The sequence below is a fragment of the Streptomyces sp. NPDC048411 genome, assembly GCF_040704695.1.
GTDB lineage: Bacteria > Actinomycetota > Actinomycetes > Streptomycetales > Streptomycetaceae > Streptomyces.
Window position 1 is genome coordinate 1 of sequence record NZ_JBEZKL010000126.1, and the last position, 21351, is coordinate 21351.

Genomic DNA, 21351 nt, shown 5'->3' on the forward strand with positions numbered 1-21351 from the left:
ACCGATGCTTCCTCGACAGTCGCATCCTCGCAGGTCAGGACACCTTTTCTGCTACCAGGCCGTCAGACCGGGCAATTCCGCTGAATAGTCAGGGTTAGCAGACCGCACTCGTACCCGACGATCACCAGCTGGACCCGGTCCCGGGCGCCGAGTTTGTCCAGCACGTGTCCCAGGTGCGTCTTCACCGTCGCCGCGGAGACGTGCAGCTCCTGCGCGATCTCCGCATTGGAGCGCCCCGCGCCCACCAGTTCGAACACCTGCCGCTCCCGACCGGTCAGGCCGTCCAGTGCGGGCGGCGGACCGGCCGGTTCGGTGGCCGGGTGACGGCAGAACTCCGAGATCAGTCGCCGGGTGACGCTCGGCGAGAGCAGGCTCTCCCCCGCTGCCACCACCCTGATCGCGTGCAGCAGTTCGGCAGGCGGGATGTCCTTGAGCAGGAACCCGGCGGCTCCGGCCCGCAGCGCCGCAAAGACATGCGCGTCCAGGTCGAACATGGTGAGCATCAGGACCCGTACGCCCGGGTTCCGATCGCAGATCGTCCGGGTGGCCTCGATACCGTCCGTGCCGGGCATCCGCACATCCATCAGCACCACATCGGGCCGCTGCTCAGCAACCAGCTCGACCGCAGCCGAGCCATCGGCCGCCTCGCCGACCACGGTCAGGCCGGGTTCGGCATCGATGAGCATCCGGAAGCTGCCACGAAGCAGCGCCTGGTCGTCCACCACCAGGACACGGACGGGCTCGGTCACACGGTCCTCCACACGTTCGTCTTTCCGCTCGGGAGCGGGGTGCCCAGCCGGCCGTGCCGACGTCCCGGCCCTGGGCGGATCATCCTCCCGCTCCGCTTCAAGGCCCCTCCTCCGCTGACGCTGCGGTCCGGTACGGCAGTTCGGCCCGAACGGCGAATCCGCCCCCGGAAAGCGGCCCGGCGTGGAACCGTCCGCCGAACAGCTCGACCCGTTCCCGCATGCCGATCAGGCCGTGGCCGTGAGTACTCCCGTGCCCGGGTACCTCGGCGTGCCCGTGCCAGGTCAAGTACCCGCCCCCCTGGCCCGGTCGGCGGGCGCCGCGGCCTCCCCCGGCGCCCTCGTCGATCACCTCGATCCGCAACTCCCGCCCGTCGGCCAACAGCTCAACCCGGCAGCGCGTCGGACCGGCGTGCTTGAGCACGTTGGTCAGGGCCTCCTGCACCACCCGGTACGCCGAACTCTGCACCCCCTGCGGCAGGTCGGCAGTGCCCTCGGTGCGCAGCTCTGCGGTGAGCCCGGCCGCAGTGGCACCGGCCACCAGGTCGGCCAGCGCCGCGAGCCCGGGCGCCGGCCTGAGCCCGTCCACGCCGTCGGCCTCCGGCTCAGACTCGCCAGCCCGCAGCACGCTGAGCATCTGCCGCATCTCGGTCAGGGCCGAGCGACTGGCCGTCTCGATCACCCCCAGGGCCTCGCCGGCACCCTCCGGGTGGGTGGCCAGCAGGTGATTGGCCACGCCGGCCTTCACCGCGATCACACCGACATGGTGCGCCACGATATCGTGCAACTCCCGGGCGATCCGCAGTCGTTCCTCGGTAACGGCCTCCATGGCGACCCGCCGGGCCGAGCGGGCGGCCTGCGCACGCCGCTCGCGGACCGCCCGGCCGAGCACCCAGGCCATCCCGGCCAGCGCCAGGCCGGCCAAGTGGAGCACGAGGTCCTGCCCGGCACCGTCGGGCGAGCCCGAGATCAGGATCAGCACCAACACGCTGGCGCTCACCGCCCCAATCACCGGGGTCGGCACCCGCCGAGCCGGGGTGGTGACGGCCACCTGGTAGAGCGCGAAGGCCACCGCGAGGAACGGCTCCCGGACGGCGCCGGCCACCGAAGCAACCACCGAGGCCACCGTGACCACCGCACAGACCGCAGCTGGACGGGTCCGTTGCAGGGCCAGCGGCAGACCCATCGCGGCCGCGAGGGCGATCCGCTCCAACCATCCGCTGTAGGAACTCCACTCCGGGCCCGGCAGCGCCAGGAAGAGCCCGGTCAGGACCACGGCCACCATGCTGTCGACGGCCATCAACTCGCCTCGGTGCAGCGGTCTGACGGCACCGCCGCGGTACGGCGTCAGCCAGGTTGGTGGGAGTCGGACCATACGCTCACCGTATCCGCACGGCCACGTCGGCGCCTCAGCCGCGGGAATGACCGACCGCGGTAGGAGACGGCGCCGGTGGAGCCGCGCCGCCTCCACCGCCAGGTGGAAACCTCAGTTCGGATCGCCGGCTGATGTGCCGGGGCGCCCCATCACGGCAGCCTGATGTCGTGATCGAACTACAGCAGCTGACCAAGCGCTATCGCGACACCGTCGCGATCGACGGGCTCACCTTCACGGTCCGGCCAGGCCGGGTGACGGGCTTCCTGGGCCCGAACGGGGCCGGCAAGTCCACCACCATGCGAATGATGCTCGCCCTGGACCGCCCCGACAAGGGCCAAGTCCGCTACGACGGCAAGGCCTACGACCAGCTACGCGAGCCGCTGCGGCATGTCGGTGCGTTGCTGGAGGCCAAGGCGGTGCAGAGCAGCCGCACCGCGTACCATCACCTGCTGTGGCTCGCCCAGACCAACCGGATCGGCCGCGCCCGGGTCCGCGAGGTGCTCGCCAAGGTGGGCCTGGAGTCCGTCTCCTCCCGCCGGGCCGGCGGCTTCTCGCTCGGCATGGGCCAGCGGCTCGGCATCGCCGCCGCGCTGCTCGGCGACCCGCAGGTGCTGCTGCTGGACGAACCGGTCAACGGCCTCGACCCGGAAGGCGTGCGCTGGATCCGCACCCTGCTGCAGGGTCTGGCCGCAGAGGGCCGGACGGTCCTGGTGTCCAGCCACCTCATGAGCGAGATGGCGATCACCGCCGAGCACCTCGTGGTGATCGGGCGCGGCCGACTGCTCGCCGACACCAGCATGGACGACTTCATCGCCGACCACTGCCGCTCCCAGGTGCTGGTTCGTACATCTGAGCCGGACCGGTTACTGGGCGCCCTGAGCCGCGCCGGTCTGACGGCGCACCAGGAGGAGCGCGGCGCCGTGGTCGTCGACGACGCCGGAACGGAGAAGGTGGGTCGGATCGCGGCCGAGGCCGGGCTCGTCCTGGGGGAACTGGCCACCCGCACGTCCTCCCTGGAGGACGCCTTCCTCCGCCTCACCAGTGACGCTGCCCAGTACCGCGCCGAGGCCTTCACGGAGAGGAACCAGCATGTCCGCTAACGCACCGACAGCCGTGGTCCGGGCCGAACTGACCAAGATCGGGACAGTCCGGTCGACGCTCGTCCCGCTCGTCATCGCCGTCGTCGTCAGCGTCGGGATCGGCGTGCTGAACGGCGCCTCGGCGCGCTCGGCGATCGACAAGAAGAGCAACCTGCTTCGCTCCGACTTCAATCCGGTGGACGCCGGCTTCGTCGGCGTCCAGTTCGGCCAGCTGGCCCTGATCGCCTTCGCAGTCCTGCTGGTCTGCACCGAGTACGGCAGCGGCATGATCCGCACCTCGCTCGCCGCGGTACCCGAGCGCGGCCTGTTCTACCTCGCCAAGATCACCGCTGCCGCCACGGTGGCCCTGCTTGTGTCCGTACCGACCGCGTTCCTCGCTTTCCTCGCCTCCCAGAGGGCGTTGGGCCCGCACGGCGTCGAGCTGAGCCATCCCGGAGCGGTGCGCGCCGTCCTCGGGGCCTGCCTCTATCTGACCCTGATGTGCCTGTTCTCGGTGGGCGTCGCGACGATGCTGCGCAGTACTGCGCTCGCGCTCTCGCTGCTGTTCGCATTCGTCTTCGTGCTCTCACCGGTGGCCAACGCCATCCCGGCACTCCGCACCGCCGCCCGCTACCTGCCCGACCACGCTGGTGCCGAGGTCATGAAGGCCGATCCGGGCATCAGCCCCGCAACGGGTCTGCTGGTCCTCGCCGCCTGGACGACGGTCGCCCTGCTGGCCGGCTACCTCACGCTGCGCAGTCGTGACAGCTGAAGGATCCTCAATCGGCCCGGAGATGACGCCTCGTCCCGCCGTACCGCGTCACCCCCGGCCGCCATCCTCCATCCCGGCCTGACCCTGTGCACCCCGTGGGGCAGCTGCCGTGACTTCCTCGGCTGCGGCAGCGCGCCGGTCTGCGTCGGCTCACGCCCTAGCACCAGCCAGTAGTCAGTAACACGATCCGGCCGAAACAGGGGGCCGACGGCGGCGGACCATCCCGCTGCCGTCGGCCTCCGTGCACGCTGGGACCACGAAGAGGGACGGGGAAAGTGGAGATCATAATCCTCCAGGACTGTCCGGGAGCTGGGGAGCTACTGGCCGAACGCTGCCCCGAGTTCGGGGCAATGAGGGTGGATCATCACTCGGGTCGTCCCTGACTGGTCGGCCTATCGGCACCGGCACCTGGCCCGACCGGGCCACCGCCCGCGCCGAGGTCTTCAACTTCATCGAGACCTTCTACAACCGCCGCCTACGCAAGCACAAGACCTTCGGCTACCTCACCCCGGCCGAGACCAGGCAGCGCCACCAACACGCCCTCGCGGCGTAACCATCAGGTGTCCGAGATCACGGGGAACCTTCACCCCCCGTCGTGGTGGAGCCGCCGTTCTCGGTGAGGCCGTGCTTACGCATGTCGCAGAGCGCGCCGGTGTGCGAGGCGGTGCGGCGGTCTTCTGCTCGGACGGAGTCTTCTTGTCGGTGTGCCGGTAGCCCTGGCTGCACGAGGCGTGGCTCCTGCTGGACGAACACATTGTCCGGCTCCGGGCACCTGAGATCAAAGCCCTGGACGGCCGGTACGAGGCTGCGACCATTGACGACGACGGCCAAGCACTTACCCTTCCACAGACTGCCCGGTCCCGACCTGTGGGGGTGGCGACACCCTGGGCGCTGCCGTCCTGTTGTGAACGGGTCACCGGCATTTGGGGGTCTCAGCCTTGCGCGGGAAGCCGCAGCGCGAGAATGGCCATGTCGTCGCGACCCTCGCTGGGGCGATGGTCCGCGAGCGCGTGCACCAGCTCGTCCACCGGCAACGAGGCGTAGGTGACCGCCAGTTCGATCAGGGCGTCCATGCCCTCGTCGATCGAGTGGGCGGGATGCTCGACCAGGCCGTCGGTGAAGAAGACGACCGTGGTGCCCGGCCGCAGCTTCCTGCGGTGGTCCGGGCGCGGCAGCCCCGGGTCGACGCCCAGTGGCACGCCCGGCTCGTTCAGCAGGTACTCGGCCTGCCCGTCGGGCGTGATCACCAGGGGAGGGAGATGGCCGGCGGCGCACCAGTGGAGAACCCAGTCCTCCTCGCCGGGCTCGACCCGGGCCGCCAGCACGGTGGTCACCGGGGAGTCGGAACAAGCGGACTCCAACGTGACGTCGACCTGCCGCAGGACGTCACTGGGCGGCGTCTGGCGGTCGTAGAACAGCGCGCGCAGCATGTTGCGCATCTGCGCCATGGTGGCGGCCGCGGACAGGTCGTGGCCGCAGACGTCGCCGATGACGACGCCCAGCGCGCCGTCCGGCAGCCGCAGCGCGTCGTACCAGTCGCCGCCCAGATGGTTGGGCTCGGCGGCGGGGCGGTAGATGGTGGCCGCGGAGTAGGGGCTGAGGTCGGGCAGGACGGGCAGCAGCAGACGCTGGAAGTTCTCGGCACTGTCGCGGACCTGCCCGAAGAGGCGGGCGCTCTCGATGGCGATACCGGCCGCACTGGCCAGCGCCACCAGGACCTCCTGGTCCCCGTGCTCGAAGGGCCGGCCGTCCAGGCGTTCGGACAGGTAGAGGTCACCGTAGATCTCGCCGCGGACGCTGATGGCGACGCCGAGGAGGGACCGCATGTGGGGGTGGCCGGGCGGGTAGCCGACCGAGGCCGGATGAGTGGAGATGTCCTCCAGCCGCAGCGGCTCGGGGTCCTGGATGAGGAGGCCCAGGACGCCTTCGCCATGTGGGAATTCGATGCCGGCCAGTGCCTCCTTCTCCTCGTCGTTCAGCCCCACGGTGATGAACTGCTCCAGGTACTCGCCCTCCTCGTCCAGCACGCCGAGCGCCCCGTAGCGGGCGCCGCACAGGTGCATGGCGGTGGTGACAATGCGCCGGAGTACCTCGTTGAGCTCCAGCTCACCGGTGATGGTGAGCACCGCATCGAGCAGTCCCTCGAGCCGCTCCTTGGTGGAGGCGAGCGCTCGCAGCTGCTCGGCGATCTGGTCCATCTCGGAGTCCAAGCGCTTGCGCAGGTCGGCGAAGGGCAATGCGTCGCCGCCCGACTGCTGCCGCTCGCTCACCACGCTCTCCTTCCGGCGCACGCACCGGGACGTGCCCGCCGAACCTGCCCCTGCCTCGCGCGGTGCACCCCGCCTCCTGTCCCGACCGTGGACGAACCGCCTCCACCCTGACACGGGGCGGCTCGGGCGGCCCCTCCGGCTGCGCCGAACGCGGCGGGACGGAGCGGGCGTGTCAGCCGGCGGGCGAAAGGGTGGGCACGCCTACGGCCGTACGCCTCCGCACCGGGCGGCGCCCAGCCCTCCGGACGTCCTGCACACCTACCATTGCCGTCGCTGCCCCACCGCACCCTGAGGCCGACCTCCGATCACCCGCGCCAACAACCCTGCGGGTCAATACACCTGAAGCAGCACCCGCCCGCGACCGGCCATACGCGCAGATCCCCATCCGAACCGCTGTCGCCCACCCCGACGTGCGACAGCGGTTCGTACGCAATGCCACCGCCTGGATCGGGGCGGGAGTCGGTTGTCGACCGGAAGAGTCGGCCCCGCGTGGCCACTCCCTGTAATCGATCGAGCGCGCACCTCGTTGGGCGCTGAAATCTTTCGTGCAGCGAATGTGACTCAGGTCACCGCGCGGATGATTTCAGTATCCAGGTCAGAGGCTTTCCTACTGAAACCTTCGGTGCGTCCCGACACCGAGCCCTGTGCCGACTCCTTCGCCTTGGACGAGGTCGGCGTCATCTATCCCACGGCCATCAGCTCATGGGCCACGGACGCCCCCGCTTCCGCTGCACCGGGGATCGCCCGCACCATCGCGTACTTCACCGGCCAGATCCTCGCCGACGAACCGAAGGACGTCGTCCGCGCCCTGGAGGCGCTGCGCGACGAGCACTTGGAGCGGCCCGCGTGGTGCAGTCCGTGGTCGGTGCGCACCGGTAGCTGCACCCGCCGCGCACCGGGCACGCATCGCGTGCGTGCGCAGCGCACTGGCCGGTGCGCCCGGCTGGGAGTGGTGCGCACCGCGGGTGCACTGGTGCGCACCGGCCGCATCGAGTGCACCGCGTTGGATGCGCTCAGCGGCCGGATTCTCGTCCGTGGTGCGGGTCCGGTTGCTGGGGGCGGTTCGCCTGCTGGTCGTCCTCGCGCACCGGGTGGGGTGCGGTGGCGTCCTCCGGGTCGGCGTACCGGTCCATCGTCTTGCGGGCCTGGTAGGCCGCCTTCGTGAAGACGTCCTGGCGGCGGCGCAGCTGCTCGTCGGTGAACTCCAGGGCTTCCACGTCCGTACGCGAAGCCTTCAGGGACCGCAGCGCCATCCGGTCGACCGCCGACCGGGGCCCGTCCTCCGGCTCCGGGCAGTCGAGGTCGGCTCCTGCTGCGCGAGCAAAAGCTCGGGCGTCGCCGCTTGCTGGTGCGCGGCGACGTCGTACGCCCGGCCCCGCACGGCAGCGGCGGTGGCGGTGCGCAGCTTCCCCCGTACGACCGCGCCGGCAAGGACGGCACGGTCGTAGCGCAGCGGGATGCGGGGGATCTCCCACTCCCCCGGCTCCTGGTCCGGGGGCCGGTGCGCGGCCGGTGCGCCGGGGTCGGCCGCCGGGTGCCGGTCTGGGTCGGGAACGGCGGTCGGCGTGCGCCGGGCGGGTTCGAGGTCGGGCAGGGCCCACCGGGCGGTGTAGAAGCGGTAGCCGGGCTCCTGGCCGCGTGACGTCTTCGGCTCGCTGATGTCCACGCAGTGCGTCGTGAGCGCGGCGTTCACGGTTTGGTCGTCCAGGCCGGGGTCGCGGCAGCGGCCGCGCAGGACGAGGGCGAGGTGACGGCGGGCTTCGGCGAGCAGGTGCCGGCGGTGGAACCGGCCGCCGCCGTTCATCACGAACACCATCGCGGTGACGTCGACGGCCGCCAGGACGACATCGACCACTGCGGCGACCCGGGCCCGGATCACGTCCGCTGCGGCGCGGGCGCGCTCGAGGAGCGACTCGATGATGTCGACGGCCACCTCGCCGCCGCCCGCGGCTACTTCGCGGAGGCCGGGACGCTGGCCGCGCCCCGTCACGCGGTCGCCCTCGACAAGCCCGTGGGGCAATGGCTGACCAACCTCCGCAGGCCCGGCGGGCTCGGCAAAGACCCGGAGCGGGCGCAGCGGCGGGCCGAGCAACTCGCCGCCATCGCCCCCGACTGGAAACCCAGGACACTGGGCAGGACCGTCGACTGGCCACGCCACTACACCGGCCTCACCACACTCCTCGCGGGCGGGGCCGGCCTCGAGGAGATCGTGCCCGGGGTGACACATCGCGGCGACGACATCGGACGCTGGGCAGCCCGGCAAGCCCGCGACTGGACACTGCTCAACCCGGAACAGCAACACTGCCTGGACAAGGTGGGCGTGAAACCAGCTGCACGGCCCCAGAAGACCGCAACGCGAACCAGCACGAAGAAAGGGACAGACAAGGGCTCGAACGCCTTCACACGGGGCGTCGTGGCCCTCCAGCAGTACATCGCGCGGGAGGGGAAGCACGTGGTCGGAAGGGGCCACATCGAAGCACTCCCCGACGGCACGACGGTGCGCCTGGGCGTATGACTATCGAACAAGGAATTGAGGCAGGACAAGCTCACGCCTCCACAGCGAGCCGCGCTGGCCGAGCTCGGGGTGAGGTGGGCGTAGCAGCCGCAACAGGGCGGTGAAACCGGACACGTCATACCGACCGGCAAGCCCGCCACCAGACGGTGGCGGGCTCCCTTGCTTCCACCGCCATCCACAGGCGCGGCGCCCCAGGAACAGGGCCTGCCCCAGCCGGAAGGGCTCAAAGGCCGCGGAAAGCCCCGGCAGCGGTAAGCATGTTCCGCACATCGATCACGGTCCGCCCCGTACGCTCGGCAATCCGGCAACCGGCTCCTCTTCCTCATACGCGGCAACCACCGCCGCCTCAGACGACGCCGAGCCGCATACACCCCCTCCTGCGCCTCCCGCACCGCCGCCGCAGCCCCCTCCAGAACACCCGCACCACTCGACGTACCCCCCATCCTGCCGCCCCGAGACCACACACAACCACCCACCCCCGGGCAGGGGCCGGTGATGCATCGGAACCGGGGGCCGGCGCCCGGACAGCGCCGCGTAGCCTTGGCCGACAAGCTGCGGCCTTTCGCGTGGCGGAACACAACAGGAGGCTGCGCGTTGCTCACCGTGGATCTGCACCCGATCTTCCGTAACAACCGGGACATCGAACTGGCCCTGCGTCAGGCCATGTTCAAGGCAGCGCGCAGCGGCGAGACCATGATGGAGATCATTCCGGGCAAGGGCTCGGGAAAACTGAAGAAGCGCGTAATCGCGTTCCTCAACCAGCCACACATAAAGAAGCTGTACGAACGGTTCGAGACAGACCCGACCAACGACGGCAGAGTCGTAGTCCACCTCAAGTCGTAAGACCGGGCCGCCCAATGGGAGAACGGCCTCGCGCCCGAACGCCATACGGTGATCGCCCCCATCCGCGGTCTGTGGGGCAAGGGCAGGATCAGGTTCCGGCTCAATGCCGCCGACGTCGTCGTTCCAGAGGCGGCGTAAGCGACCGGCCGGCCCGGTGAACCAGAGTCCTGCGCTTCGAGCGTGAAGCTTCGCGTCGACCTGTATACGCCGCCCCGGAGTCGGACTGTCACCCGTGCCGCCGCGCGGTCCGGCGGCCCCTGCCGCCATGCCCGGATCATCACGTGCGCCCTCCAGCGTCGCAAGAGGCGCGGCCAGCGTGCCCGGGTTGGCGTCATTCCCGCTCGGCGCCACGAAGAACTGGGCTCGTCCGCCCGGCCTCGCCGGTCACCGACGTGGCGTAGGCCGGCCCGGTGCAGATGGCTGTCTCCACTCCTCCGGGCGGAGATCCAGCGGCCGGTGCCAGTCCCGCAGCTGCGGCTCGCTGACGTCGTCAGCGATCGGCTTGGTAGCGCGCCGTGCGAGAGCCACGTCGAACGGCACATGAAGATAACCGAGCCGGGCTCCCTAGCGACCCCTCATCCGGACCGCGAGGTGACCCGACAGCACCCCGGGCATGTGGCGCCTGCCGCGGTGCATTGCGCGTCGACGCGTACCACCTTGATGTTCACGTCCACAGACAGCACCGCAACGTCCGCGATGGACGGGAACAACAGCTCCTAGATCCGGAGCACGACCTCTTCCACGGCCCCGAACTATCGGCCCAACCACCTTGACCACGACTCATTTTCGGGCGACTTCGGGTGCCGCCCAGGGACGCTGTGATGTCACCCAGAGGGGCCGCGTCACAGAAGTTGAGCCAGAACCCTTCAACCGACAGCGTTTGTTCGTGGGCTCGGGCGGCGCTCAGTGATCACCGGCGCTCTGGATGTTCACGGGAAATAGCGGCAGCGTCTTGGTCGTCCCGCTCGTCGACCTGCTTCGCAGATCGACGTGATCATTCAGCGAAAAAGGAGCCGTGCTGTCTGCGGCAGAGGTGACACCATGCGGTGTCATGGCAGATGACAGCACCAGTACGTTTCAGGCGGGCCAGACGGGGCTCATCGTCCGGATCCCGGAGGCAGAGCCGGCCGTCCGCGGGTGGCGTGAACGGCTCGACCCCTCGGCCCAGGCCAGGGTTCCAGCCCACGTCACCGTGCTCTTCCCGTTCCTCGATGAGAGCCGAATAGATGTGCTCGTCTACTCCGCTCTCGCGGACGTGCTGGGCGGCCACCAGGCCTTTGACCTGCGGTTCGAGAGGTGTGGACGGCTCCCGGAAGTGCTGTATCTCGTCCCCGAGCCTGACACGCAGTTGCGGCAGCTCACGGAGGCGATCGCTGATCGTTGGCCTGAGGCTCCGCCGTACGGCGGCCGGTTTGCCGAGATCGTGCCGCACCTGACCACCGCTCAAGGTCAGGAAGACGCCGTCCTGGAGGAGATCGAGGCCGACCTCGCAAACAGGCTCCCTTTCACGTCTCACGTCGCGTCGGTTGAACTCATAGTGCACGACGGCGTGAAGTGGCAAGAACGGGCGTCGTTCGCACTCGGAGAATGCACCAGGTCATGAGACTTGAGCTGGTCCGACGAACGTCGTCTGCTCCGGCGGGAGGCCCGCGAGGGCACTGTCGTGCCGACGACCGATACCGTGAAGCTCAGCAACGGGGCCGTCGAGATCGACGCGGTCTACCTCTACGCGGACCTGACCGACTTTCACCGGCCTGTCCCGGGATTTCACGAGCGCCATGGCGACGAAGGTGATCCACGCCTGCGTGGACGCCACGTGCCGGGTCATCCGGGATTATGGCCGGCGAGATCCGCAGCTTCGACGGTGACCGAGTCATGGCGATCTTCATGGGTTGCCGTCGGCCTGAGGGCCGGTTTACTTCCGGCCCGGGCACGTCGTCGCTTCCACGAGGTCCGCTCACCCGAAGTACGTCGTGGTCTTGCTGACCCATTGGGACAGTGTGATCTGAATGGGCAGGGCCGCCCGGTCCGGGCCGCGGCGACGGGGCGACGCGTGGCTGCATTCGGCCCGGGTGACCGCGCACATCCGCCGGTTCTGGCCTCTGCCGCAGGCCAGGGCGTCGCGGAGAAGGGACAGGTGTGCCGCCACGGCTGCGAGGCAGTCATGCTCGTCCCGGCATGTGTCACAGGTTGCCAGGTGAGACCCCACCGCGCTCGCCTCATCGGGTGCGAGAGTCTTGAGCGCGTGTCCGGCCAGCAGTTCACAGAACCTGCGGCATTCCTCGACGGCTGCCTCGTCGCCGTACTCCGTGGTCAGGCAGTGGGCTCCGATCATGGCGAAACCTCCGTTCATGGCCTCACCATCTCCCAGGAACGGCCCCCCGCGCGTCGTCCCCGCGCAGCGATTTACGGCTACCACGGCCGCAGTATCCACGGCGCCGGCCTACGGCCGGGGCGGAACACGGAACACCATGCCGGCGATTTATTGCGGGCGGCCCGGTTCGGTTGCCGGACTGACCAGCCCGCACTCGTAGGCGATGACGACGAGCTGGGCACGGTCACGAGCCGCCAGCTTGGTCATGGCCCGGTTGACGTGGGTCTTGGCGGTCAGCGGGCTGACGAACAGGCGATCGGCGATCTCTTCGTTGGACAGGCCCAGTGCGACCAGGCCCGTGACGTCGCGTTCCCGCGGCGTCAAGCACTCCAGCCGCTCATGCGCGGATGCCTGGCAGGGGTCCGGCTGGGCCAGAAACCGAGTGATCAACGCTCGCGGCGCCGCCGGGGACAGCAGCGCCTCGCCGCCCGCGACCGTGCGGACGGCATCGAGAAGCTCCTCGGGACTCGCCGATGAGCCGCGTCGCCTCGAGGCCGTCCATCTCCGGCATGCGAATGTCCATCAGGACCACATCCGGGCGCTTGGCACCGGCCAGCTGAACTGCCTCGCGGCCATTGGACGCCTCGGCCACCATCTCCATCCCAGTGTCGTCTCTCGTCGTTCCTCCGGCCACCACGTGACGTGACCGATCGCATCAAGCGCCAGCGTCCCGCGACCAGGATCAAAAAGACCATGGTATACACGTTCATCCCGCCCGCGCCAGCGGTGGCGAGACTGCACGGACGCCGAGATCGAGTCGAACCTTCGACACGCACGGCACCAGCGTCGTCAGGTTCGCCTTCACCAAGCTATGTCAGTTGACGGCGAAGGCGCGCCGGGAGCGATCAGGCCCGTCTCGTAGGCGAGGACGACGGCCTGAGCGCGGTCGCGGAGGGCCAGCTTGGCGAAGATCCGGGCGGCGTGTGTCTTGACGGTGGACTCGCTGAGGGCGAGGGCTTCGGCGAGTTCGGTGTTCGACAGGTCCCGGCCCATCAGGGTGAGCAGAGCGGCGACCAGTGCTTGGAGTGTGGCTGCGTCCAGGCCGATTTCGATGGGAACGGTGTAACCCGGGTACGGCCCAAACCGGGTTGCCTCCTCCGCCCCGGAGTCGCTGGAACAACCGCGACGACGAGGTTGTAGGGCAAACAAATCCTTGAAGCCGTTTACTACGGTTCCGCTTTAAGTCGGAACCAATTCCGAACGAGTGAATCAGAGAACACAAAGAGCCTGGCATCCGTCAGGATACTGAGTAGCGAATACATTGAAATGGAGATGTTCGGCGATGAGTGAAGACTTAAGGAGCGAGCATGGCGGCGGCACAACAGGCCACTCCGATCACGCCTCAGGTGGCCATGACCCTGGCCGCCATCGCGGCAACTGGAGCGACTCCGCGTCCGTCGGGGGAGACCCTGCAAGCCCAGACCGAGCGGATCAAGCTCGGCATCACCCGGCAGTTCTCCAACTCCCCCCTGACGAAAAACTGGACACCGACGTGGCTCGCGCTGAGCCCGGACAACGCGAACATGGCGTACATCGCCAAGAACAACGACGGCTCGAACCAGTTTGCCGTGGTCGTCCGCGGGACAATCGCCAGCGTGACCGACATTCTCGAAGACCTCGACGTCGGCACGGTAGTGCCGTTCACCGCCAGCGGGTCGAATTCCCCCATCTCCGTATCGAAGGGGGCGATGGACGCCTTCACTCAGGTCGTCGGCATGCGTTCGCTCGGCACCACCTCCAATCTCGTGCAGGCGCTCGCCGGCCTCTTGACGGGGATTCCGCAGCCGACGGTCTACGTAATCGGTCACAGCCTGGGTGGTTGCATCGCAAACATGGTCGCGCTGTACCTGAAGGCGCAGACCTGGCAGCAAAGCCGGCCGCAGTTCGGGGTGGTCACCTTCGCGGCACCCACCGCCGGTCTGGAGAGCTTCGCCGGCTACCTCACCTCCCAGTTCGGGAGCATGAACCAGCGCTACGTCAACGCCTACGACGTGGTGCCGCTGGCCTGGGCCGATCTCCCCACCGCAGAGAGCTGGTACCCGGATCCCGGACCAGCGGCGACCCTCGAGGCGAAGGTGCTCCTCGGGGCGATCGCAACCCTGCGCGGAAACAATGTCTACGTCCAGCCGGGCACTGCCGTCAGCAAGAACACCGACTACATGCTCCGCGACGACAATTTGGCCAAGGCCTCGGTTGAGGATTTCCTGGGCCAGGTCGAATTTCAGCACGCCAACTCCACCTACCTCAGACTGCTGGACGCGCCCGTCCTCTCCGGCCCGCCGACGGTGACCAGCGTCATCCCCAGCTTCGGCGCATCGGGCACACAGGTCACTATCAAGGGCCGCGACTTCAGCAAGGATTGCAACGTCGACTTCGGCCCCGTCCCGTGCCAGAAACCACCCACGTTCAACCCTGACGGCACCATCACTGCCGAGGTGCCCGACGGGACCGGCATCGTCAACGTGTATGTCACCAACCCTCTGGGCACCTCCCCGGCAGTCCCGCTCGGGCAGTTCGCCTACGGCGGGCCCGAACCCGTGGTGGTCACCGGCATCACACCGGACAGGGGCAGGGCCAACGACTCGGTCACTATCTCCGGCGCGGGCTTCGCGAAAGGCGCCACCGTGCATTTCGGGAAGAACCCCTCGTCATCCGTCCAGGTCGACTCGGACAAGATCGTCGCCAAAGCACCCCCGTCGGGCAAGCCTACGAGCACGACCGTGGACATCACCGTGACCGTGAACGGCTACTCGTCCCCCACCGGTCCAGCCGACGAGTTCACCTACACCGGGTGACACCGGAGCCGGTCAGCTCACTGGTCCCGGACAGCGGTCGCCCCGCGGTCCGGGACCAAATCGCGTGCGTGAGCCCAGTCCTGTTCGCTGATCCCGAGCGCCTGGGTGACGGTCATGACCGTGCGCGGGCCGCGGTGGTTCAGGGTCCGGCCGACGGGGATCCCGGCAGGTGCGGAGATAACCAGGCCGAGGGAGAAGGCCGCGGTCGTCCGGCTCGTCGGCCACCCTGTCGCGGCGGTGACCTGCGGGTTGTGTACCGGGCAGGCGTGGTAGGCGATGCCCCAGCTGGTGATCTGGGTGACGCAGAGGGCGGTGAGGGTGGCGGGGGGCTGCGACTGGTCCCCCGCACCGGTCGCAGCCCTGCGCGCGGGGGTGTTGAGGCTGGTCACGAGCCGCAGCAACCGCCCGTCGCTTCGGTGGCCGTCGAGACGGCGGCCGGGGCGCCGAGCAGGACCAGCTGAGGGGCCGGGGCGTAGCAACCCCCGCTGCTCTGGTCGGCTTCGGGTGCGTCGAAGAGTCCGGAGACTCCGCAGATCCCGGCCTCGGGGAGGGTGAGTTCGACGTCGTCGGCGGCCTTGAGGTCGCCTGCGATGGCGGCGGCGATGGAGCGGACCTGCTCATATCCGGTCATGGCGAGGAACGTGAGGGGCGCGGCCGTAGGACTTCATGCCGACGAGGCTTCCACGTTCATGGCTCGCCTCAGGGCGGGTTGGCTCGGCACTCAGGAGTCGAGGTCGATCGTGACCAGCTACCCTTCTCGTCCAGCGTTCCGCACCCGCTGCAGCTTGTTCACCTCCGTCAGCAGGCTCTCCAGCCCAGACGCCCCGGGGTCCGTCTTGAACTCGGTGAACAACGACCGGCCGCCGCCGGCCACCGCTCCGTCGCCGCTCGGCTTCCAGCCGCTCTCGCCCCCGGGTGGCGTGCAGGCGCTGCGGTCCAAGCGGCCATCTGGGCGGCCCTGAGTTTCCCTCGGTTCGCGGGAGGCGTGTTTCAGCCGATCGGGGCGGTTGATTTCAGTCGTTCGGTCGTTGCCTGACTGGCATAGCAGGCGTGCTCGTATTCGTTGCGGCTGAGTCAGTCGAGACGTTTTTGGATACGTCTGGGGATGCAGAAACCGTCGATGCACCCGAACAGCGCGGTGGTGGCCTGGGCCTGGGTGATCGAGCCCTTGGTCTCGCGGACCGCCCCGATCGTGGACTGCCAGGTCCGCTACGCCAAGGAAGCGCACGCCCACGGCGCAGGGGTGACCAAGGGCTTCGCGCTGGAGACAGTGCGCCCAGCCCACGCTCTCCCCCGTCGAGGCGTTCCCGGGCGCCCTCGTAGTGGCGCTGCCAGTCCCGGAGTCAGTCCTCGGCCCGCCGGGTGACCGGTGCGTCGGTGCGGTCGCCGGGGAATTCGTACCAGCGGCGCTGCAGGCAGACGAACTGCACGTCGGCCTGTACCAGCCGCATGAACCCGGAGATGATCTCGGCGAGCCGCTCCTGTGATTCGGGGCGGGCGAGCCGGCCGTCCTCGGTGAAGCCCTCGTGCGCGCGGGGCAGGCTGAACATGTCGGGGTAGACCCGCGTCCCCAGGTGCTCCAGCGGGACCCGCAGCGCCCACAGGCCGCGGTTGCCACCGATCAGCGACGGGGAGGCCGACAGCAGCAGCGCGTGCCTGGTCTTGAACGGCTGCGGCCGTACCCGTGACACCCAGTCGATGGCGTTCTTCAGCAGCCCCGGGACGGAGCCGTTGTACTCGGGAGACGAGATCACGAACGCATCGCAGCGCTTGATCCGCTCACACAGGGCCAGGGCACCCGCGGGCAGCCCCTCGGCGGCCTCCACATCCCCGTCGTACAGCGGCATGTCGAAATCCCGCATGCTGGCCATGTCGACCTCGGCACCGGCCTCGGCGACCAGGCCCGACGCCAGCGAGGCCAACTGCGCGTTGGTGGACCCGGCGCGCCGGGCCGCACCGAATACAAGGACCCGAACGGGAGCCGGGCCAACATCCGTGGTCATCTTGCGGTCCCTTCCAGCGGGCGGGGTGTCCTCAGCAGACAGTTTTTCCCGCCCCGGTCTGCCGCACGCGACGACACGCTTCCGGCCGACGGCGTCACCCGCTGCGCACCCTGCGAACCCACGCCGAACAGGCCGAGGCGTTCGCTGTATCCGACCGGCCCGCCACGGTTGCCGCAGCCACACAGCGTGACCGATCACCTCGGGCGGGAACCGGTAACCCCTGTACGACTACGGTGCCGTCCCGCTCTCCACCGGCAGCCTCTCCCGCAACGATCTACACCAAGATCATTCCACCACCCGAGCCGAACCTGACAACGCCACCGCGCTTCCCTGTCCGGCCCGGCTGGCCCAGGTGCGCGGGCCCCGGTCCGGCACGAGGGTCGCAGTACGGGTGGTGGCCCAGATGTCTCTCCCAGCCGCGGCTGGACCGCCGCCCGACCGACCCGACGTAGGGGGCCTGGAGGTATGCATGCCGTCGACGATCTGGACCGGGGCCATCAGCTTTGGCCTGGTCACGATCCCCTCAAGGGAGTCAGCGCCACCGAGGACCACTCGATCCGCTTCCACCAGGTCCACCTGCGGGCACCGTGGCCCAGCATCGGGATCGGGCGGTGCCCGGTCGGGTCATGCGCGGGTGAGCACGATCTTCTTACCGCCGGCCTGTCCGGTAACCACCCGGGCGAACGCAGCCGGTCCCTCGCTCAGCGGCAGGGGTTCCGGTGCGAGTTTCAAGGTTCCCGCGGCGGCCTGCTCCGCCAGCTGGACAAGCTGCGCGGCGTTGGGCTCGACGTAGAGGTCCCAACTCGTGATGCCTCGTTCCTCCGGAGGCGCGTCCGAGGTCAGGGAGCACAGTCGGCCGCCGTCCCGCACCAAAGGCAGGGCGGCGTCCGCCGTGCTGGTGGCGATGATGAGGGCGGCGTCGAACCCGCCGCGTACCTTGGCCGACCAGTTCGGGTCGTGGTAGTCGACGACTTCCATCGCTCCCAGACCGAGCAGGCGCTCTGCGGCGGCAGCAGACGCGGTCGCGGTCACCTCGATGCCCTTGGCCGCGGCGAGCTGGATGGCCAGGGCTCCGGTGGCCCCGCCTCCGTTGGTGATCAGGAGCCGCTGTCCTCGGCTGAGGTCCAGCTTCTCCAGGGCCTGCAACGCGGTGAGTCCGTTGACCGGCAGTGCCGCCGCGTGCACAGCGTCCAGCCCGGGTGGGCAGGCTGCCGCGTGATCCGCGTTGATCAGAACGCGTTCGGCCCAGAAGCCGCTTCCCCCGGGCAGCGGAGCCTCGTGTGCGAGTACCCGGTCGCCTACGGCAAACCCGGTAGCACCCGCGCCGACGGCCAGCACCTTGCCCGCGCCCTCCACTCCCAGCGCCGCCGGGGGGCGCAGCCCCACGTCCCAGCCAGCGCCGTTCAGCAGTTGGTCCCACGGGCCGACCCCGGCCGCCTCAACCGCCACCAGGATCTGACCGGGCCCGGGAGATGACGGTTCGGGCAACTCCAGCAGGGCGACTTCCTTCTCGGCCCTGGACACTCCGCACGCCTTCACGGTAAATCTTTGTCCTCTCACTCAGTCCGACCGACCGGGAGGTACGGGCCGGAAACCCAAAGCAGGCAGCAGTGTCGACCTCGGGAGCCCCTACAGAGGTCGCTTGCGGTCTCAGCCGCATTGGTGTCGAGCCTATGCAGCCAGCCAGCGCGGCACCAAGGCCATCGTGGTGAAGTTCGACAAGGAGACCTGCCGCCCCTGCCCGGTACGTGACCAGTGCACCCGCTCCAAAACCGGAGGCCGCGCCCTCTCCCTGAAACCCCGAGACCGGCAAGAAGCCCTCGACCACGCCCGAGCTCAGCAGACCGACGAGCAGTGGCGCGCCAAGTACGCCGCCCGCGCTGGCGTCCAGGGAACCATCCACCAAGCCGTCGCGGTCACCGGCATGAGACGCGCCCGCTACCGCGGTCTGCCAAAGATCCACATCGAGCACGTCTTCGCCGCTGTTGCCCTCAACCTCATACGCCTCGACGCCTGGTGGAACGGGCATCCTCTGGACCGCACCCGCGGGGATGGTCCCTGATGAGTGGCCGGAAGTCCGAGGCCACCACCCTGCTCCCCGCACCCGCGGGGATGGTCCCGGGGTCGACCAGCTCGCGGTGTCGCGCGGTTCCTGCCGGCGCTGCTCCTTGTCCTCGCGATGTGCCTGTTCGTGGTGCTGCCAGCGCCAGCATGGCTGTGCTGGCCTTTTCTGCCCGCGGCGGGTCGCGATCGAGGTGCTGCAGAAGCTCGTCGACTGGACGCGCGCCTGCACACGCAGTCGATAGCAGGAGATACCGCGAGGGGCGTCGACTTGGTCGACGCCCCTCACCTATCGAGGCAACGGATCGCCTTGGCGCTACCGCACGATCTGACAACCGTGTTTCCCAAACCCCGAGCTGGAGATCGCCCCGGGGACAGACGGGGCCCACAGGCTTGCCCTCCTCGCCGTTGTGACCGAGCTGGCCGCGGAGGCCGAGGACCCGGGCGCTTCGGGCATGGTCGTCGAGCTGCTACGGCGTGTCGGGCACGACGCCGAGCTCCTCGATGTCGTCGGCCGCTACCGCTGGGACGGCCGCCCCACCACCCGACGCCTCAAGTGATCCATTTGCCGGTCGGTCTTAATCGAGTGCGAGAGTCCCGGTCCGGGTGATACAAGGTCTGCGTGACTGAGCATCTCCACTTCCCCACTCTGCTGCGGATGATTGACGAGCGGTCCGCCGCGTTCCGCGCCGCCGTCGCCGCGGCCCCCAGCCTCGACGCCGACGTCCCGTCCTGCCCGGGCTGGACGCTGTACGACCTGGCGAACCACCTCAGTGAGGGGGACCGCTTCTGGGCCTACATCGTGCTGAACACCGCGCCGGGCGACGAGCGGCCGAACAAGGACGGGCTGGCGGCGCCCAGGGAGCGCGAGGCCCTCATAACCTGGCTGGCCGACTCGACGGAGCAGCTGCTTACTGCTCTGCGCGAGGCCGGCCCGGACCGGGGCTGCTGGGCCTGGTGGGAGCCGCTGGCCTCGCCGCACACGGTGGCCGCCGTGGCCCGCCGCCGCGTCCCGGAGTCGCTGATCCACACCTACGACGCCCAGCTGGCCTCCGGTACCCCGCAGGAGCTGCCGACGACCGAGGCGGTCGACGCCATCGAGGAGTTCCTCGCCACCGTCTGCACCGTCACGGTCCCGTGGCCGGGCGAGCCCGCCACCATGGACTACCACGCAGCCGAGGCTGGCTCCTGGCGTCAGACGGTGGACGCCGCCGGTTCCCGCTTCACCCGCCTCACCGCGGCGGAGGCCGCCGAGAGCAAGCCCACCGCCGCCATCTACGGCACGGCGAGCGAGATGGCCCTGCTCATGTACATGCGCATCCCGGCCGGCTCGCTGCGGATGGAGGGCGACGCCGACCTGCTCCAGCAGCTGCAGGACTGGGACTAAGCCTCGATCCACCGAGGTGGTTCTGGGGAGTGATCTCTTGACCGGTTTCGGGTCGGAGGTGGGGTGCGGGCAGGTTGTAGTCGCTGGTCTGCCCAGCTTTTCCACTGTTTGGTCCCGGTCGGGCCCTGGCGGGCGAGGTGGGCAGGGACTTTCAGACGGGTTGGGGTGGGTCGTGAACCGTGTCGAACAGATGCGTCCATGCTTGCTGCCAGGGCCAGTTGTGCGGTAGGTGCAGGGTGATTCGGCGGGCTGAGCGTGCGATCCGGGCGGGGACGTGGACGAGGTGCCCGCGGAGAGTCGCGGTCGTGGCCTTGGTGTGAAAGACGGAGGTCAGTGCGCCGGTGGCCCGCAGCAGGTTGCAGGCCATCGCCCAGAGGGTGAGCCAGGCGGCGTTGGCGTGGAAGTGCCCGGACGGCAGGTGTGCGAAGGCTCCAGCTTTGCTGTCGGCGATGACCTGCTCGACAACCGCGTGGTGGCGGTGTTCCCGCTCGGCCTGGAGCGTCGGGGCGGACTGGTCGGTGAAGAAGGGGTGGTAGCGCCAGACGGGGAAGAGTTCGCCCTGCTCACCGACGGTGGCGGGTTTGGCCAGGTCACGGACGCGGCGCACGATCAGCCGGGCCGTGACCCGCTCGCTCTTTTTGCGGCTCGCGAACGCGGTGTAGGCGGGTATCTCGGCGACTTCGGCGTCCGAGATGAGCTCGCCGGTGGTGGGGTCGGGCACGGCGGTGGGGTAGCTGATCTGCTGCCAGGCCCTGTCCGGGATGGCGTGGACGGCACGTTTGATGGAGGGGTTCATGCCGGTGGTGATGGAGAAGTGGGCGCCGGCCCGGAGGCAGGCTGCGATGACTCCGGCGTTGTAGAACTGGGAGTCCGCGCGCAGGATGCGCATGCCGGTGCAGCCGGCCTCGACGGCGGTGGCCAGGACCTCGGCGACGAATTTCGGGGCGCCGCGGGAGTCTGCTGCCTTGCCCCGGCGCATCCGTACTGCGGCGATCACCGGCCTTGAGTTGGGGGTGCAGATCGTGGCGAGGAGGGGGTGCAGGGTGCGGATGCCCTTGAACCGGCCGTACTCGGCGCCCTGCTTGGCCCGCCCGTAGACCCGTCTATGGGTGGAGTCGACATCGATGAATG

At 69.2% G+C, this 21351-nt stretch carries 20 protein-coding genes and 5 pseudogenes; 10 read left to right on the plus strand and 15 right to left on the minus strand.

Annotated elements, in window-relative coordinates; all coding sequences use genetic code 11:
• Positions 1-62 precede the first annotated feature (62 nt).
• Together AB0915_RS31090 and AB0915_RS31095 are read right to left on the minus strand one after the other, a co-directional pair.
• Positions 63-749 (minus strand): response regulator transcription factor, encoded by a 687-nt coding sequence (locus AB0915_RS31090; RefSeq protein ID WP_366694260.1) that lies wholly within the window; start codon positions 747-749, stop codon positions 63-65.
• 97 nt (positions 750-846) lie between these two features.
• On the minus strand, positions 847-2046 hold the full coding sequence (locus AB0915_RS31095; RefSeq protein WP_366694261.1) for a histidine kinase: 1200 nt from the start codon (positions 2044-2046) through the stop codon (positions 847-849).
• A 242-nt stretch (positions 2047-2288) separates the two neighbouring features.
• On the opposite strand from AB0915_RS31095, the gene AB0915_RS31100 reads away from it, so the two are divergent.
• From AB0915_RS31100 to AB0915_RS31110, 3 genes and pseudogenes are all read left to right on the plus strand, one after another.
• On the plus strand, positions 2289-3221 hold the full coding sequence (locus tag AB0915_RS31100; RefSeq protein WP_366694262.1) for an ATP-binding cassette domain-containing protein: 933 nt from the start codon (positions 2289-2291) through the stop codon (positions 3219-3221).
• Positions 3211-3972: an ABC transporter permease gene (locus tag AB0915_RS31105; protein WP_366694263.1), complete on the plus strand. Its 762-nt coding sequence runs from the start codon at positions 3211-3213 to the stop codon at positions 3970-3972. The genes AB0915_RS31100 and AB0915_RS31105 overlap by 11 nt, the downstream gene beginning before the upstream one ends.
• A gap of 427 nt (positions 3973-4399) precedes the next feature.
• Positions 4400-4525: pseudogene (locus AB0915_RS31110) on the plus strand (IS3 family transposase); the annotation flags it as partial.
• Positions 4526-4904: 379 nt separating this feature from the next.
• On the opposite strand, the gene AB0915_RS31115 reads toward AB0915_RS31110, so the two are convergent.
• From AB0915_RS31115 to AB0915_RS31130, 4 genes are all read right to left on the minus strand, one after another.
• Positions 4905-6170 carry a GAF domain-containing SpoIIE family protein phosphatase gene (locus AB0915_RS31115; RefSeq protein WP_366694277.1) on the minus strand — a complete coding sequence of 422 codons (1266 nt, stop codon included), beginning with the start codon at positions 6168-6170 and terminating at the stop codon, positions 4905-4907.
• 753 nt (positions 6171-6923) lie between these two features.
• The gene (locus AB0915_RS31120; protein WP_366694264.1) at positions 6924-7115 is read right to left on the minus strand and encodes a hypothetical protein; all 192 of its coding nucleotides are present in this window, start codon (positions 7113-7115) and stop codon (positions 6924-6926) included.
• A 140-nt stretch (positions 7116-7255) separates the two neighbouring features.
• A complete protein-coding gene (locus AB0915_RS31125) occupies positions 7256-7495 on the minus strand; it encodes a hypothetical protein (protein ID WP_366694265.1) in 240 nt (79 codons plus the stop codon).
• A complete protein-coding gene (locus tag AB0915_RS31130; protein ID WP_366694266.1) occupies positions 7477-8232 on the minus strand; it encodes a hypothetical protein in 756 nt (251 codons plus the stop codon). The genes AB0915_RS31125 and AB0915_RS31130 overlap by 19 nt, the downstream gene beginning before the upstream one ends.
• A 21-nt stretch (positions 8233-8253) precedes the next feature.
• Here AB0915_RS31130 and AB0915_RS31135 point away from each other — a divergent pair, with 21 nt between their 5' ends.
• The 3 genes from AB0915_RS31135 (at position 8254) to AB0915_RS31145 (ending at position 11203) form a co-directional block, all read left to right on the plus strand.
• Positions 8254-8757: a hypothetical protein gene (locus AB0915_RS31135; RefSeq protein ID WP_366694267.1), complete on the plus strand. Its 504-nt coding sequence runs from the start codon at positions 8254-8256 to the stop codon at positions 8755-8757.
• 603 nt (positions 8758-9360) lie between these two features.
• Positions 9361-9600, plus strand: coding sequence for a Smr/MutS family protein (locus AB0915_RS31140; RefSeq protein WP_366694278.1), 240 nt, complete (start codon positions 9361-9363; stop codon positions 9598-9600).
• A gap of 1051 nt (positions 9601-10651) precedes the next feature.
• Positions 10652-11203, plus strand: coding sequence for a 2'-5' RNA ligase family protein (locus tag AB0915_RS31145; RefSeq protein ID WP_366694268.1), 552 nt, complete (start codon positions 10652-10654; stop codon positions 11201-11203).
• Here the strand turns inward: AB0915_RS31145 and AB0915_RS31150 are convergent.
• The 4 genes and pseudogenes from AB0915_RS31150 to AB0915_RS31165 form a co-directional block, all read right to left on the minus strand.
• Positions 11198-11416: a hypothetical protein gene (locus tag AB0915_RS31150; RefSeq protein WP_366694269.1), complete on the minus strand. Its 219-nt coding sequence runs from the start codon at positions 11414-11416 to the stop codon at positions 11198-11200. The genes AB0915_RS31145 and AB0915_RS31150 overlap by 6 nt on opposite strands.
• Positions 11417-11557: 141 nt before the next feature.
• Complete coding sequence (locus tag AB0915_RS31155) at positions 11558-11953, minus strand: zf-HC2 domain-containing protein (protein ID WP_366694270.1); 396 nt, start codon at positions 11951-11953, stop codon at positions 11558-11560.
• A 129-nt stretch (positions 11954-12082) separates the two neighbouring features.
• A pseudogene (locus AB0915_RS31160) lies at positions 12083-12575 on the minus strand (response regulator transcription factor); the annotation flags it as partial.
• Positions 12576-12775: 200 nt separating this feature from the next.
• Positions 12776-12979 (minus strand): annotated as a pseudogene (locus AB0915_RS31165) (LuxR C-terminal-related transcriptional regulator); the annotation flags it as partial.
• 302 nt (positions 12980-13281) lie between these two features.
• Between AB0915_RS31165 and AB0915_RS31170 the strand changes: the two are divergent.
• The gene (locus AB0915_RS31170; protein WP_366694271.1) at positions 13282-14769 is read left to right on the plus strand and encodes an IPT/TIG domain-containing protein; all 1488 of its coding nucleotides are present in this window, start codon (positions 13282-13284) and stop codon (positions 14767-14769) included.
• Positions 14770-14879: 110 nt separating this feature from the next.
• Here AB0915_RS31170 and AB0915_RS31175 read toward each other — a convergent pair.
• The 4 genes and pseudogenes from AB0915_RS31175 to AB0915_RS31190 form a co-directional block, all read right to left on the minus strand.
• Positions 14880-15158, minus strand: a pseudogene (locus tag AB0915_RS31175) (MFS transporter); the annotation flags it as partial.
• Positions 15155-15464: pseudogene (locus AB0915_RS31180) on the minus strand (flavoprotein); the annotation flags it as partial. The pseudogenes AB0915_RS31175 and AB0915_RS31180, both read right to left, overlap by 4 nt.
• A 648-nt stretch (positions 15465-16112) precedes the next feature.
• Positions 16113-16772 (minus strand): NAD(P)H-dependent oxidoreductase, encoded by a 660-nt coding sequence (locus AB0915_RS31185; RefSeq protein WP_366694272.1) that lies wholly within the window; start codon positions 16770-16772, stop codon positions 16113-16115.
• Between the two features lie 624 nt (positions 16773-17396).
• Positions 17397-18296, minus strand: coding sequence for an NADP-dependent oxidoreductase (locus AB0915_RS31190; RefSeq protein ID WP_366694273.1), 900 nt, complete (start codon positions 18294-18296; stop codon positions 17397-17399).
• Between the two features lie 118 nt (positions 18297-18414).
• Between AB0915_RS31190 and AB0915_RS31195 the strand changes: the two genes are divergently transcribed.
• The 3 genes from AB0915_RS31195 (at position 18415) to AB0915_RS31205 (ending at position 20220) form a co-directional block, all read left to right on the plus strand.
• Positions 18415-18834, plus strand: a complete 420-nt coding sequence (locus AB0915_RS31195; protein ID WP_366694274.1) for a transposase — start codon at positions 18415-18417, stop codon at positions 18832-18834.
• A gap of 409 nt (positions 18835-19243) precedes the next feature.
• Positions 19244-19393, plus strand: a complete 150-nt coding sequence (locus tag AB0915_RS31200) for a hypothetical protein (protein ID WP_366694275.1) — start codon at positions 19244-19246, stop codon at positions 19391-19393.
• Positions 19394-19455: 62 nt separating this feature from the next.
• Positions 19456-20220, plus strand: coding sequence for a maleylpyruvate isomerase family mycothiol-dependent enzyme (locus AB0915_RS31205; RefSeq protein ID WP_366694276.1), 765 nt, complete (start codon positions 19456-19458; stop codon positions 20218-20220).
• A gap of 151 nt (positions 20221-20371) precedes the next feature.
• Here AB0915_RS31205 and AB0915_RS31210 read toward each other — a convergent pair whose 3' ends face one another.
• Positions 20372-21346 (minus strand): IS1380 family transposase, encoded by a 975-nt coding sequence (locus AB0915_RS31210; protein ID WP_366694279.1) that lies wholly within the window; start codon positions 21344-21346, stop codon positions 20372-20374.
• Positions 21347-21351 lie beyond the last annotated feature (5 nt).